This window comes from Duodenibacillus massiliensis, from assembly GCF_928721995.1.
Lineage (GTDB): Bacteria > Pseudomonadota > Gammaproteobacteria > Burkholderiales > Burkholderiaceae_F > Duodenibacillus > Duodenibacillus massiliensis.
Genome location: NZ_OV788642.1, coordinates 1,848,230 through 1,861,651 on the forward strand (window position 1 = coordinate 1,848,230; position 13,422 = coordinate 1,861,651).

The window sequence follows — 13,422 nt, forward strand, 5'->3', positions numbered from 1 at the left end:
GTTCCCTTGGAAAAAGCGCCGGCTTTTTCCGTCGGGCGTAATGGTATCAAAGCGTAATGCCGAGGACATCAGCCATGCTGAAAAGTCCCGTGCGTTTTTCTGTAACAAAGCGTGCTGCCTCCAGAGCTCCTGCGGCGTAACCCGCGCGGGAACCTGAGCGGTGCGTGATTTCAATGCGCTCACCGGGCCCGGCAAAGATCACGGTGTGGTCTCCCACAACGTCGCCGCCCCTGAGTGCGGCAAACCCGATCGATCCGGTTTTGCGCTCGCCCGTGTGGCCTTCGCGCGACAAAACCGCAACGTCCTCAAACTTAACGCCGCGCGCTTTGGCGGCAACGTGCCCCATTTCAAGCGCGGTGCCCGAAGGGGCATCGACTTTTTTGGCGTGATGCATCTCAACGATTTCGCAGTCGTAGTCGGCAAGGACACGGGCGGCTTCGGCAACAAGCTTAAAGACGGCGTTCACACCCTTACTCATGTTCGGGGCAAAGACAACGGCAATCTCTTCGCCTGCAGCGCCGATTGCGGCTTTTTCCTCGGGGCTGAAACCCGTGGTTCCGATCACAATGGGTTTTTTAAGTTTCCGGCAAAGCGCAAGGTAGGCCATCGTGCCCGCCGGACGCGTGAAGTCAATCACCACGTCACTCACGGAAAACGCTTTTTCGGCGTCATCGGTGTAGGTGAGCTTTGTGCCGGGAACGGGCTGCCCCAGAGAAGCGCTTTCAGAAGGGACAAGCGCCGCGGCAACCGTGATGTCAGAAGCGGCCGCTGCCGCCTCAAGGATCATTTTCCCCATGCGGCCGTCGGCACCCGTGACGGTAATGGAAATCGGTGTCATAGTTTTTGTGTTGTTTCCTTAGGGGGCCGGATTAAAGTCGGTTTCACGCCCGAGGATCATTTCGTCGGCCTGCCTTTCGGTGGGAAGCGCCTTGTGTTCGGCCTTTGTCATGCGGCCCGCGTCATCAAAATAAATCGTGACGCGGCGCACCTGAATGTCGCCGCGGCGGGGGTTCAAATAGTAGGTGTAGTCCCAGCGGTCTTTATGCAGAGGGCTTTGAATCAAAGGCTCTCCGAGGAGAAACTGCACCTGCGCCTGGGACATGCCGGGCTCAAGCTGCTCAATCATTTCGCTCGTGATGAGGTTACCCTGGTGCACGTCGGGCCGGTAAACATAGCTGTTGAAGTTACAGCCGGCGGTAAATGCGGCAGCGGCAGCCGTAAGGACAACAAGGGTTGTGCGCAGAGACATTCGGTTTAATTCCGGGAGGTCAGGATTAGTCAAAAAGAGTGTGTCGGCGAGACACGGCAACATTGTATGATAGCGGGTATCAGGAGCGGGTACGTGATTATTTGTATTCTCCGGAGAAAGTGTTCCCCGTTTTTCCGGTGTGTGTGATTTTTGTTCAGATCCCCGCGCAGTCTGGAGAGATTAAGAGCTATGGCAATGACTTACGGTATCAGAGAGCCGGAAGAAGAACTGAAAACAGCGGGACTGAAGGCAACGGCTCCCCGCATGAAGATTCTGGAAATCTTTCAGAGAGCGCAGCAAAACCCCGAAGAGCGGCATTTGAGTGCGGAAGACGTCTATAAGCAGCTTCTCAAGGAAAACCTGGATGTGGGCCTTGCGACCGTCTACCGCGTCTTAACGCAGTTTGAGGCGGCGGGCATTCTCGTGCGTCACCATTTCGGCTCAGACCGGGCGACTTACGAGATGGATGACGGCGATCATCACGATCACATTGTCTGCACGCGTTGCGGCCGTGTGGAAGAGTTTGTGGACCGCGAGATCGAGCGGCGTCAGAGACAGGTTGCCGAGAAGATGGGTTTTACGATGGAAAGCCATTCGCTCTCGATGTACGGGATTTGTGCCGAATGTAAGGCAAAGGAAGAAGAGAAGGCTAAGAAGAAGGCGGGGTTGTGACAGCGGGCCTGTAACTGTTTAAGGATGTTGTAAGATGCTAGGAATGGTAATTAATTTAGACCGGTCGCAAGATCGGTGGAGCCGAATGCAGCAACAGGTCCAGGCAATCGGTTTAAGCGTTGAACGAGTGTCCGCTGTTGATGCTCAAGCCATGGCTCCGGAAGAAATTGCATCCCATGTACCTTCGGTTGATGATCCTTCAAAGGTGGTTTATCCCCGAGAGTTGAAACCCGGAGAAGTGGCTTGTTTCTTAAGTCACAGAAAGTGTTGGCAGAGGTTGGTTGATTCCGGTGAGCGTTGGGGATTGATTTTTGAAGATGACGTAACGATATCTCCGAAGTTCCTGGCTTTTGCCGCTAGCGAAAATTGGATACCGGAAGAAGCTCAGTTGTTGCACTTTGGTCTTTGTCATGAGAGTGAAATGGTAGACGCACTCCCCCAATGTGAGCGACTGATAGAGGGAAGAAAATACGAATTAATCAGGCAGATTAAACCGTTTTTATCGGGAGCTTACGCTTATCTTATATCCTCGCCAGCGGCAGCTAAGGCATTGGATCTTTCAAAAACAATAGTCGCTCCGGTTGACGATTTTCTGTTTAGCCCTTTGAGTCCGTTTACTAACGGAGTTTTCGCATATCGGGTAATTCCAGCCTTGGTTACAACCGATGAAGTAACTATCGTATCTACAATAGGAAACAGGGTTAGAGAGCTTTCGCGATCCCCTTGGTGGATTCGTCATCACCCCTATCGCACTTATGTGAAGGCCTGGGTTTGGCTAAATCGGCTGACAGCCCACAGAGAGATCATCAGAGCAGTTGATTAATGAAAAGGGTTGTCGCACGCGGCGGCAACCCTTTGCTGATTCTAGCCGGCGCAATCTGGGCTTACGGCCACAGTGTGGAAACCCGCGTCCACATAGATTGTGTCGCCCGTGATACCGCTTGCGAGATCAGAGAGCAGGAACGCTGCGGTGTTACCCACTTCATCAATCGTCACGGTGCGGTGCAGGGGCGAGGTCTTTTCCATGTAGTCAAGGATCTTGGAGAAGTCCTTGATGCCGGAAGCAGCCAGGGTCTTAATGGGGCCCGAGGAGATGGCGTTGGCGCGGATTCCCTGAGGCCCCAGCGACCCCGCTAGGTAGCGCGTTGCGGCTTCAAGGGCAGCCTTGCAAAGTCCCATCGTGTTGTAGTTGGGAACGGTGCGTTCACTTCCGAGATACGTAAGCGTCAGAATCGACGCCTGACGGCCCTGCATGAGCGGCAAAAGGGCCTTCGCAAGAGCCGGCCACGAGTAGGCGGAAATGTCCATCGCGGTGTGAAAGCCCGAGCGGGAAAGGCCGTCCAAAAAGTCCCCGGCAATCGCTTCACGCGGCGCAAAGCCGATCGAGTGCACAAAGCCGTCGAGACCGCCCCAGGCGCTTCTCAGGCTCTCAGTCACTGCCTGAATCTGCTCATCGTTACTCACATCCATCTCGAGCACGAGGTCACTGCCGAATTCGGCGGCAAAACCGGCAACGCGGTCCTTAAAGCGCTCGCCCACATAACTGAAGGCAAGTTCCGCACCTTCACGGTGACAGGCTTTGGCAATACCGTAGGCAATCGAACGGTTGGAGAGGACGCCTGTGATCAGAAGGCGCTTACCGGATAAGAAACCCATAGCAGTTTTCCTTTTTCTAAAAAGTCGGCGGTTCCGGCATTATCGGCGGATCACGAGGCATTGGCCAACGCGAAGCCGGGAACTTGCCAGAGAATTGATGTTTTTAATGCGGGCAATGCTTGTGCCGTAGCGGCGGGCAATCGAAGAGAGCGTGTCACCCCGGCGCACGGAATACGTTACCTTCCCCTTGCGGTTGCACGCCGCCCGCGAGAGGGCCGAGCGCGAGCGCTTGGCTTTGGGGCTCACCACAATGATGAGGCGCTGCCCGATGCGAAGCTGTGAGGTGCGCAGGCGGTTTGCGGTACGAAGTGACTTCTGCGTCACACCGAACCGCGCGGCAATCTCGTAGAGCGTGTCGCCTCTGCGGACACGGTAGACGATGCGGCGCACTTCAGGTTCCGAGAGTTTGAGGCTCGCGTTTAATTCGTCTTCAGAAATGGCTGGGGCATCCTGGCCTCCCGCGTCCACCAACAGTGCTGAGCCCGCCAAAATCCGGCGCCCCCGGGGAATACGGTTGATGCGCCGCAGGTCGTCCTCTGTCATGCCGGTTTTGTTCGCGACGTCCAAAAGCGTTTCACCTGCCTGCGTGTGATAAAGCGCCCAGGAAGAAAGCGGTTTTCCGGTATCGACCCAGCTTGCGAGGTTATCCATAAAGACCGCCACGCGGTCAATGGGCAGCAGAATGTAGGAGTTGTGGCTTGCCACAATCACCGGAAGGTTAAACCCCGGGTTTAAGAGCTTAAAGTCCTCGGGCTCCATTTCCGCCAGACGCGCCGCGGTATCAAGGTCAATGTCGCGGCTTTTGGTGATGCGCACAAAGTAAGGCGAATTTTCGATGTCAGGCAGCGTCACGCCGTACTGCTCGGGGTGCTCGATGATTTCACGTACCGCCATGAGTTTGGGCACATACCAGGCGGTTTCCCGGGGCATCCGGAGATGCACGTAGTCCGTTTTCTGCCCGCGGGCTTTGGCGCGGCGGATGGCCCGAGAGACACTGCCTTCGCCCCAGTTGTAGGCAGCCAGTGCAAGCTGCCAGTCACCGAAAAGCGTGTGCAGGCGGTTTAAGTAGTCCAAGGCGGCCCGGGTGCTTTCCAGTACGTCGCGCCGCTCATCCTTCCAGAGGTTTTGCTGCAGGGAATAGATGCTTCCCGTGGTAGGTATGAACTGCCACAGGCCCGAGGCCTTGGCGTAAGAAAGGGCTTCAGGCTGGAAAGCGCTTTCAACGAAGGGCAGGAGCGCGAGTTCCGTGGGCATCCCCCGGAGTTCGACTTCTTCAACGATGTGGTAGAGGTATTTGCCGGCGCGCTCCATGACGCGGCGGATATATTCCGGATCGCGGGCATAGAGTTTTAAGGCCTGCTTGGCGCGCCGGGTGTTCATGGCCGGCATCTGAAAGCCGCGGCGGATGCGGTCCCAGATATCCGCGGGCGGGGCCACTTCCCGCTCGGTGGCGGGAAGGTCTTCCGCGGCCCGCATGTCTTCCGTTGCATTGATCACGGTACCTTCAAAACTGAGCTCGTCCTGAGCTGCAGCGGATAGGCTGACAATGCCCGCTGCAAGGCAGAAAATCAGACGAAACAAGGACTGCATACAAAGAAACCGGGTGTCATGCACGAAAAAAGATGCGTGCATTCTACCGTGCGTTTGACGTATGAAAACTTAAAAGCCCCTGAATTTACAAGGCATGAGCCGCTGTTTTTGTGTATCGCGGGCGGCTGAACCCGAGGGCGTCTCGTTTACAATGTTGTCAGTCTCGTCACGGGCAGGCGCCCGTGATCTTCTTAATTCAGTTTTCTTCAGGATTTCTCCGCATGGCCCAGTATGTCATGACTATGAATCGGGTGAGCAAGATCGTTCCCCCGAAGCGTCAGATTCTTAAGGATATTTCTCTCTCGTTTTTCCCGGGCGCCAAGATCGGCGTTCTGGGCTTAAACGGCGCCGGAAAATCAACCCTGCTCAAAATCATGGCAGGGGTCGATAAGGATATCGACGGGGAAATCACGTGGCTTTCCGGCTTAAAGATCGGGTATCTGCCGCAGGAGCCGCAGCTTGATCCCGAAGCGACGGTGAGAGCCTGCGTCGAAGAGGGCATGGGCGAAGTGATGTCCGCGCAAAAGCGCCTTGAAGAAGTCTATGCGGCTTACGCCGAGCCCGATGCGGACTTTGACGCGCTTGCGGCCGAACAGGCCAAACTTGAAGCCATTATTTCGGCGGCTGGAACGGACGCATCGACACAAATGGAAATTGCCGCGGACGCCCTGCGTCTGCCCCCGTGGGACGCGGTGATCAAGCACCTCTCGGGTGGCGAAAAGCGCCGTGTGGCATTGTGCCGATTGCTTTTGTCGCAGCCCGACATGCTGCTTCTTGACGAACCGACAAACCACCTCGATGCTGAAAGCGTGGAGTGGCTTGAGCAGTTCCTGCACCGCTTCCCCGGGACCGTCGTTGCCGTAACGCATGACCGCTATTTTCTTGATAACGCGGCCGAATGGATTCTTGAACTTGACCGCGGCGAGGGCATTCCCTGGAAGGGGAACTATTCCTCCTGGCTCGAGCAGAAGGAAAAGCGTCTGGAAATCGAAAAGCGCCAGCAGGAGTCGCGCTCCAAGGCGATTGCCCACGAACTCGAATGGGTCCGCCAGAACCCCAAGGGCCGGCAGGCGAAGGCCAAAGCCCGTCTTGCCCGCTTTGAAGAGCTGTCAAGCTACGAATATCAGAGCCGCAATGAAACGAATGAAATCTTTATTCCGGTCGCAGAGCGCCTCGGGAACAAAGTCATTGAGTTTCATCACGTCTCCAAAGGGTTCGGCGACCGGTTGCTAATTGACGACCTTTCCTTCACGGTGCCCCCGGGCGCCATTGTGGGTGTGATTGGTCCCAACGGCGCCGGTAAGTCGACGCTCTTTAAGATGATCGACGGCAAGGAAAAACCGGACTCTGGTGAAATCGTGCTCGGCGACACCGTGCAGTTGGCGGCCGTTGCGCAGCTTCGCGATTCGCTCCCGAACGATAAGACCGTGTTTGACGCGATCGCCGACGGCCAGGACATCCTTCAGGTCGGAAAGTTTTCGATGCCCGCGCGCGCCTATCTCGGACGCTTTAACTTTAAGGGCGGCGACCAGCAAAAGCTCGTGGGTGTGCTCTCGGGCGGTGAACGAGGGCGCCTACACCTTGCCGCAACGCTTTTAAAGGGTGGAAACGTTCTCCTCCTTGACGAACCCTCAAACGACCTGGACGTTGAAACGCTGCGTGCTCTCGAAGAAGCGCTTCTTGAATTCGCGGGCTGCGCGATGGTGACCTCTCATGACCGCTGGTTCCTTGACCGTATTGCCACGCACATTCTTGCCTTTGAGGGCGACAGTAAGGTGGTGTTCTTTAACGGCAACTACAACGAGTACGAAGCCGACAAGCGTAAGCGTTTGGGCGAAGAAGCCGCGCGTCCGCACCGCCTGCGCTTTAAGCCCCTGAAGCATTAACCTTTCATCGAAACGGTGCAGATTGAGCTTTCTGCACCGGTTGAGTTTTCCCGCGGACAGAGAGTGCATCTGACTGTCCGCTTCCTTTTTTAGTTTTCCGTCAGCGACTATGTCCAACCAGTTTGTCCACCTGCGGTTTCACTCTGAATATTCGATCACCGACGGCATTGTCAGGCTTGATCCGATTTTGGAAACCGCGGCCGAACGCGGCCAGGTGGCGCTCGGGATCACGGACAACATGAATGTCTTCGGGGGGCTGCGCTTTTACACGCACGCGATCGCCGACGGCATAAAGCCCATTGTCGGGTGCGATCTCTGGATCACGAACAGCATTGCCGGCAAACGCAACGAACCCTACAGGCTCACGGTTTACTGCCAGAACCACACGGGCTACCTGTCGCTCTGCCTCTTGCTCTCCAAGGCCTGGATGGAAAACCAGTATTTGGGACGCGGGGAACTGAAACTCGAGTGGCTCACGCCCGAAAACTGTAAGGGCCTCATCTGCCTTTCGGGCGGCCCCTTAGGAATCATCGAGCGGCTTCTCATGGGGAAGACGCCTGAGGAGGCGGACGCCGTCACGGAGCAGTTAAAGAAGGCTTTCCCCGGGCGGCTTTACTTGGAAGTGCAGCGAGCGGGCCGCAAAGGCGACGATGCGCTCGTTGCGAAGATGGCAGGCCACTCGGTCGCGCAGAAGCTGCCGCTTGTAGCCACTCATCCGGTTCAGTTTCTGAAAAAAGAGGACTTCACCGCGCACGAAGTGCGGGTGTGTATTGCGCAGGGCTACGTTTTGGCAGACCCCAAACGGCCGCGGGAGTACACCCCGCAACAGTATTTCAAGACCGAAGAGGAGATGCGGGAACTCTTTTCCGACATCCCTCAGGCCCTTGAAAACACCGTGGTGATTGCGCAGCGCTGTAACTTGGACGGTGTGCTGCAGAAACCCCAGCTCCCCGTCTTTCCGACGCCTGACGGCATGAGTCTTGATGACTACATGGTCAAGCTCTCCAAGGAAGGGTTGGAAAAGCGCCTCGCGTTTCTCTATCCGGACGAGAAGATCCGTGACGCCAAACGCCCTGAATACATGGAGCGTCTGGATTACGAACTTAAGACCATCATCACGATGAAGTTCCCCGGGTACTTCCTCATCGTGCAGGACTTCATCAACTGGTCCAAACGTAACGGTGTGCCGGTGGGGCCGGGCCGTGGTTCGGGCGCAGGATCGCTTGTCGCGTATTGCCTCGGTATTACGGACCTCGATCCCCTGCATTACGGGCTGCTGTTCGAACGCTTCCTGAATCCGGAGCGCGTCTCGATGCCTGACTTTGACGTGGACTTCTGTCAGCATAACCGTGACCGCACGATTGAGTACGTGAAGCGCGTCTACGGGGCGGACGCCGTAAGCCAGATCGTCACTTTCGGCGCTATGGGCGCCAAGGCTGTTGTGCGTGACGTAGGCCGCGTTTTGAACATGGGTTATAACGAGGTGGACCGCCTCGCCAAACTCATTCCGCAAAAGCCGGGGCTTGATGTGACGCTTGAGAAAGCCGCGGAGATGGAACCGGACTTTGCGGCGCTTGCAGCGCAGCCCGAGTACAAGGAGCTCATGAGTTACGCCAAGGAACTCGAAGGCATCACGCGCAACCTCGGCATGCATGCGGGGGGCGTCCTGATCGCTCCCGGAAAACTCACGGACTTCTGTCCGCTTTATAACGCAGACGGCCGTCCTGAAAACACGGTGAGTCAGTACGACAAAAAAGACGTCGAAAACGTGGGCCTCGTGAAGTTCGACTTCCTGGGACTTACGACGCTGACGATTCTCGGAAAAGCCGTTGAGTACATTGACAGGCTCCATCCGGGGGAACACTTTGAACTTGAGCGTATTCCGGTTGACGATAAGGAAACCCTGAAACTTTTTCAGACCGGCAACACCGGCGCCGTCTTTCAGTTTGAATCCGATGGCATGCGCGAACAGCTGCGGCAGGCAAAACCGGACTGCCTTGAAGATCTCGTTGCTCTGAATGCTCTTTACCGTCCGGGCCCGATGGATCAGATTCCGCACTTTATTGACCGTAAGTTCGGGCGCGAGAAGGTGGAGTATCTGGATCAGCGCATGGAACCGATTCTGCGTGAAACCTACGGCATTATGGTGTATCAGGAACAGGTGATGCTGGTCGCGCGTGCTATCGGCGGCTACTCCCTGGGCGGCGCTGACCTTCTGCGCCGCGCCATGGGTAAGAAAAACGTCGAGGAAATGAAGCGGCAGCGTGCCGTCTTTATTAAGGGTGCCGCAGAGCGTAATGTGAGCGAAGAGACCGCGACCGAAATCTTTAACCTCATGGAAAAGTTCGCAGGGTACGGCTTTAATAAGTCGCACGCGGCAGCCTATTCGTATGTCGCATGGCAGACGGCTTATTTGAAGGTCCACCATACGGCGTGCTTTTTCGCGGGGAACTTGTGCCTTGTGATGGATCAGGGCGACAAGATGCGCACGCTGATTGACGATGCCCGTAACTGCGGCGTGACTTTTTTGCCGCCGGACGTGAACGTGAGCGACTGGTTCTTTACGGTCCCTGACGCCAAAACCATCCGTATCGGCCTCGGAGCAATTAAGGGGCTGGGGCAAAACATCGTTGAAGACATCATTAACGAACGGAAGATGAACGGGCTTTACCTGGACATCTTTGACCTTGCGGCGCGCGTGCCCACTGTGAACCGTAAGATCCTGGAGCAGCTTGTGCGTGCCGGTGCTTTTGATTCCATTTCCACTGACCGCGGACTTTACTTTGAGAATGTAAGTCAGGCACTGCAGGCAGCGCAGACCGTTGCGGCTTCTGTCGGGCAGGGGAGTCTCTTTGCCGATGAAAACGGGGAAGCCGAGCGTATTGTGAGCTGGAAAAAGGCGATTCCCTGGGGTGAACGCAAAAAGCTCTTACAGGAAATTGAAGCGTTTGGTTTCTGTCTCACCGGTGACCTTTTTGCCCAGTACAAAAAGGAAACGGAACATTTTGCGACGCCCTATAAAAAGCTCGCAGACAGCCGGCAGAACTTTACGATCGCGGGGCTTGTAACCGACATGCGCGTGCTGATGGGGCAGCGCGGCAAGATCGGGATTCTCACGATCAGTAACGGCAAAGAAAGCCAGGACGTCTTTATTTACGCTGAGGCCCTTGACCGTTACAAGAAGCTTTTAAAGACCGATGAAGTGCTCGTCTTTACGGGGCGTTGCCGTGCAAGGCGTGATGAAAACGGCGTTACCGGGAAACTTTCCTTTACCGCGAGCGAAGTGCAGACGATGGAAGAGATGCGGGCGCGCAAGGGGGCGGTGCTTAACATCACGCTTTCGGCTACCAAGGACCTTAAGGATGTTGCGAAGGTCCTTTCTACAGATAAGACCGGAAGCGAAGAGGGCGTGGCTTGCCGCATTGATGTGCTCACCCAGGGGTATTCCGGTGAAATCCGGCCCGAGTTTTACGTGAGACCGACAGACGATCTTGTGCAGATGCTTAAAGCCCAGGACGGCGTGATCGGCGCGGGATATCAGTACTGATCTACCGGAAGTAGCGGATGCGGTTAGTGAGCATCCGCAGGTGCTTCACCAAATTTCGGCATTTGGCCTTTAAAACAGTTGAAGTACAGATGTTGGTTATCCGGCGAAGTTTTCTTTTTGAGGCATCACTTAAAAACGGATGATCGGCAAGGCTCAGACAGCTTTTTTGGATGGCTGTGATCGGTTCAGAACTCGTGCTTGCACCAGACGCCAGCAACGCTAATGTCTCCTGCTGTGCGTAGGAAACATAGTTGTTGATGATGCCGCGCTGAATAATTTCTGAAAATTGAGCGAGATCTGCCATCAGCAGTGAATACCCTTCCAAATCGTGGGCTTTGGCTTTGGCGGCATTGGAGAGGGACGAACACCGCTTCCTGTAGAAATAAAGGTTTTCAGGAATAGCGATACCCTTCAGTAGATGAGGCATTGCCCGGATCAGAAAATCCTGATCTTCAATAGCCTTGAGTTGAGTATTAAACCGGCAGCCGGAAATTTTTCCCCAACGGAAAAAACGGTTACTCAGAAAGAGAGATGTGTTGGCTGTTTTCGGAATTGGGTGAGACTGGTTGTCAAGGCAAAAGAACTGTGCGGCGACGTCATCAGCAGCCAGAGGGCGATTGTCGCCGGCGAGTTTTCGGTGAACAGGGCCAAATTTGGTAAACGGTGTGAAGGCGCAGACCGCATAGTCCAAGCTACGCTCACTGAGCGCCCGGACAAAGATTTTCAGGTAGTCGGTACTGACATAGTCATCGGCATCGACAAAGCCAAGGAATTCAGTGGACGGGATATTTTCGGAAACCCAGTCGAGTCCCGCGTTTCTAGCCGATGATACGCCGCCGTTTGGTTTTTCAATCAGAATAAACCGAGGGTCTTCTGCAGCGATTCTTTTGACGATATCGGCTGTTGAATCTGCAGATCCATCATCCACGATGATTGCGATAAAGTTGCTGTAAGTCTGCTTCCTCAGCGAGTCAAGACACTCGGAAAGGTAGCGTGCAGCGTTATAGGCGGGAATGATGACGGCCGCTGTCGGGCTAAATTGGCGACGGAGCATGAACGATTAAAGAGAATCAGAGACTTTGGTCCGGATGCCGGCGGCTGTAAAGTTTGACGTACTTAGTCATTGTGTAGAAATAGTGATACACAGACAGCGTCCAGCCGATTTTGCCGTCCAAAAAGCCCAGGTTAAAGAAGTACACCTTAAGAAAGGCCCACAGAGGTTTGATGATGATGCCGTTCACAAAACCGCAGTGTTTTCCCTGGGACTCATATTTCTCTGCAGAAAGCGTTGTGTATTTCTCAAACTTTCGGAAATAGGCCTCCCAGTTTCTGTACGGGAAATGAATGAGGTGTCCGGATAGCTTTTCCTGAGGAAAGGGTGAGCAGATGGTCGGATGGACTTGCCCTTCGACCCGGGCGCCTTCTCTCGGTAAAAGCCGCAGAACCCAGTCCGGGCGCAGAATGCCGTGAGCTTTTCTGCCGGAGTTGTAATGGTTTTCCCGTTGAATCCAAAAAGCTTTTTGGGGATTTTGTTCGAGAGTTTTTGCAAGGTTCTGCGCAAGCAGAGGACTCACCCTTTCATCAGCGTCAATCAGGAAAACCCACTCACAGCTTGCCTTGGAAATCGCGAAGGTCTGCTGCTCCCCCCAGTTGCCGGCGAGGGCCCGGGTAAAAACTTTGGCTCCGAAGGTCTTGGCTTTGGCAACAGTCCCGTCGGTACTCTCATCGTCAACCAAGATGATTTCTCTGGCAAAACTGCAGCTGCCCAAACATGCATCAATATTGTGTTCTTCGTTTTTAGTCAGAAGAACGACGGAGACATTCAGTTTTTCCGATGACATGTCAACACCAAGCGGAGGAAGTTAGTTAGTTAGTGCGCAAGTATCTGCCGCATGGCATTGATAACGTCCTGCGGGGCGGGCCACTTACCTTGCTTACCAAGCACTACGGCCTGGGGGTTCCAGGGACCGGTGCGGGAGGGATCGGTGACGCCGACAAGCGTAATTTGTTTGACTCCGAGGGCTGCAGCAATGTGGCTGACACCGGAATCGTTGGCAATCACTAGCTGAGCGTGTTTGACGAGTGCAGCAAAATTTCCGAGAGAGGTCGGTTCCAAAATTGTGGCATCCGGACAGGCCTTTCTTGCGGCCTCTTCTTCCCTGAGTGACGGAAAGATAATCGGTTCGACACCCATCTCTTTCAGAGGTGCAACAAGATCATTAAAGTGAGGCCACTGTTTGACTTTGCCGTCCTGCAGACCGCGAGCAACAGGGGCGAGTATAGCGTAGCAGCGCTCGGGAATGTGGAACTTCTCCATAAGGTTTCTGGCGGCTGCTTCATGACGCTTTAAAAGCATCAGGCCGAGGCTTTTCGGCGCTTTATCCCAAGCGGGTTTTCCGCCCCATGCCTTGATCGCTTCGTGCGCAACATAGAAGAAGCGCTCTACCTCATGCATCTTCGGAGGTTCTGGGATTTTTGTGTCAAGAAGAAAACTGCGGCAGTCGGTTTTGAGGCCCGCAGTTTGGATTGGAGCGAACTTAAAGAGGAGTGCTGAGCCGAAAGAATTTGGAAAAAGCAGACCGCGGGTGGCCTGGGCATTGTCTGCCAAATATCGAATGCGATTGATGTCTTCTGTGACGTGCCCTTCAATGGGGTCAAAGCGCCAGCCCATCCCTGACATCAAATCTTCTGCCCAGCGTTTCCCAACCAGTGCCGGCGTAAAACCGCTTGCTTCCAATAGTCTCAGGGCTGGCAGACACATACAGCAGTCTCCAACGTGATTGGGAATTCGGCAAAGGACAGTAGACATGATAAAGTTTTTT

The 13,422-nt window shown here is 54.9% G+C and carries 11 protein-coding genes; 4 read left to right on the forward strand and 7 right to left on the reverse strand.

All coding sequences use genetic code 11. From position 1 onward, the window contains the following. Positions 1-46 precede the first annotated feature (46 nt). Both dapB and NXF97_RS08545 read right to left on the reverse strand, forming a co-directional pair. Entirely contained in the window at positions 47-838 is a 792-nt protein-coding gene (gene dapB, locus NXF97_RS08540) for a 4-hydroxy-tetrahydrodipicolinate reductase (protein WP_274955724.1), read from the reverse strand. 18 nt (positions 839-856) lie between these two features. After that, positions 857-1,249 (reverse strand): outer membrane protein assembly factor BamE, encoded by a 393-nt coding sequence (locus NXF97_RS08545; RefSeq protein WP_074009157.1) that lies wholly within the window; start codon positions 1,247-1,249, stop codon positions 857-859. Positions 1,250-1,438: 189 nt separating this feature from the next. On the opposite strand from NXF97_RS08545, the gene fur reads away from it, so the two are divergent. Both fur and NXF97_RS08555 read left to right on the forward strand, forming a co-directional pair. After that, a complete protein-coding gene (fur, locus tag NXF97_RS08550; RefSeq protein WP_022374010.1) occupies positions 1,439-1,921 on the forward strand; it encodes a ferric iron uptake transcriptional regulator in 483 nt (160 codons plus the stop codon). A 43-nt stretch (positions 1,922-1,964) separates the two neighbouring features. Beyond that, complete coding sequence (locus NXF97_RS08555; RefSeq protein ID WP_274956737.1) at positions 1,965-2,744, forward strand: glycosyltransferase family 25 protein; 780 nt, start codon at positions 1,965-1,967, stop codon at positions 2,742-2,744. 41 nt (positions 2,745-2,785) lie between these two features. Here the strand turns inward: NXF97_RS08555 and fabI are convergent, their stop codons facing one another. Beyond that, the gene (gene fabI, locus NXF97_RS08560; protein WP_274955725.1) at positions 2,786-3,577 is read right to left on the reverse strand and encodes an enoyl-ACP reductase FabI; all 792 of its coding nucleotides are present in this window, start codon (positions 3,575-3,577) and stop codon (positions 2,786-2,788) included. A gap of 39 nt (positions 3,578-3,616) precedes the next feature. Further along, a complete protein-coding gene (locus NXF97_RS08565; protein WP_274955726.1) occupies positions 3,617-5,167 on the reverse strand; it encodes a lytic transglycosylase in 1,551 nt (516 codons plus the stop codon). A 221-nt stretch (positions 5,168-5,388) separates the two neighbouring features. Between NXF97_RS08565 and ettA the strand changes: the two genes are divergently transcribed. Continuing rightward, positions 5,389-7,053 (forward strand): energy-dependent translational throttle protein EttA, encoded by a 1,665-nt coding sequence (ettA, locus tag NXF97_RS08570; RefSeq protein WP_022374014.1) that lies wholly within the window; start codon positions 5,389-5,391, stop codon positions 7,051-7,053. A 109-nt stretch (positions 7,054-7,162) separates the two neighbouring features. After that, positions 7,163-10,600 (forward strand): DNA polymerase III subunit alpha, encoded by a 3,438-nt coding sequence (gene dnaE, locus NXF97_RS08575; RefSeq protein ID WP_274955727.1) that lies wholly within the window; start codon positions 7,163-7,165, stop codon positions 10,598-10,600. 1 nt (position 10,601) lies between these two features. On the opposite strand, the gene NXF97_RS08580 is transcribed toward dnaE, so the two are convergent. Genes NXF97_RS08580 through NXF97_RS08590 form a run of 3 tightly spaced genes read right to left on the reverse strand, consistent with a single transcriptional unit; the run spans position 10,602 to position 13,361 of the window. Then, on the reverse strand, positions 10,602-11,654 hold the full coding sequence (locus tag NXF97_RS08580; protein WP_274955728.1) for a glycosyltransferase family 2 protein: 1,053 nt from the start codon (positions 11,652-11,654) through the stop codon (positions 10,602-10,604). A gap of 16 nt (positions 11,655-11,670) precedes the next feature. After that, positions 11,671-12,441: a glycosyltransferase family 2 protein gene (locus NXF97_RS08585; protein ID WP_274955729.1), complete on the reverse strand. Its 771-nt coding sequence runs from the start codon at positions 12,439-12,441 to the stop codon at positions 11,671-11,673. A gap of 29 nt (positions 12,442-12,470) precedes the next feature. Then, on the reverse strand, positions 12,471-13,361 hold the full coding sequence (locus tag NXF97_RS08590; RefSeq protein WP_274955730.1) for a glycosyltransferase family 9 protein: 891 nt from the start codon (positions 13,359-13,361) through the stop codon (positions 12,471-12,473). Positions 13,362-13,422 lie beyond the last annotated feature (61 nt).

Excerpts from the sequence above, each read along its gene's own strand:
- fur (WP_022374010.1), top strand. The coding sequence starts at position 1,439 with ATGGCAATGACTTACGGTATCAGAGAGCCGGAAGAAGAACTGAAAACA.
- dnaE (WP_274955727.1), top strand. The coding sequence starts at position 7,163 with ATGTCCAACCAGTTTGTCCACCTGCGGTTTCACTCTGAATATTCGATC.
- fabI (WP_274955725.1), bottom strand. The coding sequence starts at position 3,577 with ATGGGTTTCTTATCCGGTAAGCGCCTTCTGATCACAGGCGTCCTCTCC.
- NXF97_RS08555 (WP_274956737.1), top strand. The coding sequence starts at position 1,965 with ATGGTAATTAATTTAGACCGGTCGCAAGATCGGTGGAGCCGAATGCAG.
- NXF97_RS08585 (WP_274955729.1), bottom strand. The coding sequence starts at position 12,441 with ATGTCATCGGAAAAACTGAATGTCTCCGTCGTTCTTCTGACTAAAAAC.
- NXF97_RS08545 (WP_074009157.1), bottom strand. The coding sequence starts at position 1,249 with ATGTCTCTGCGCACAACCCTTGTTGTCCTTACGGCTGCCGCTGCCGCA.
- dapB (WP_274955724.1), bottom strand. The coding sequence starts at position 838 with ATGACACCGATTTCCATTACCGTCACGGGTGCCGACGGCCGCATGGGG.
- ettA (WP_022374014.1), top strand. The coding sequence starts at position 5,389 with ATGGCCCAGTATGTCATGACTATGAATCGGGTGAGCAAGATCGTTCCC.
- NXF97_RS08590 (WP_274955730.1), bottom strand. The coding sequence starts at position 13,361 with ATGTGTCTGCCAGCCCTGAGACTATTGGAAGCAAGCGGTTTTACGCCG.
- NXF97_RS08565 (WP_274955726.1), bottom strand. The coding sequence starts at position 5,167 with ATGCAGTCCTTGTTTCGTCTGATTTTCTGCCTTGCAGCGGGCATTGTC.
- NXF97_RS08580 (WP_274955728.1), bottom strand. The coding sequence starts at position 11,654 with ATGCTCCGTCGCCAATTTAGCCCGACAGCGGCCGTCATCATTCCCGCC.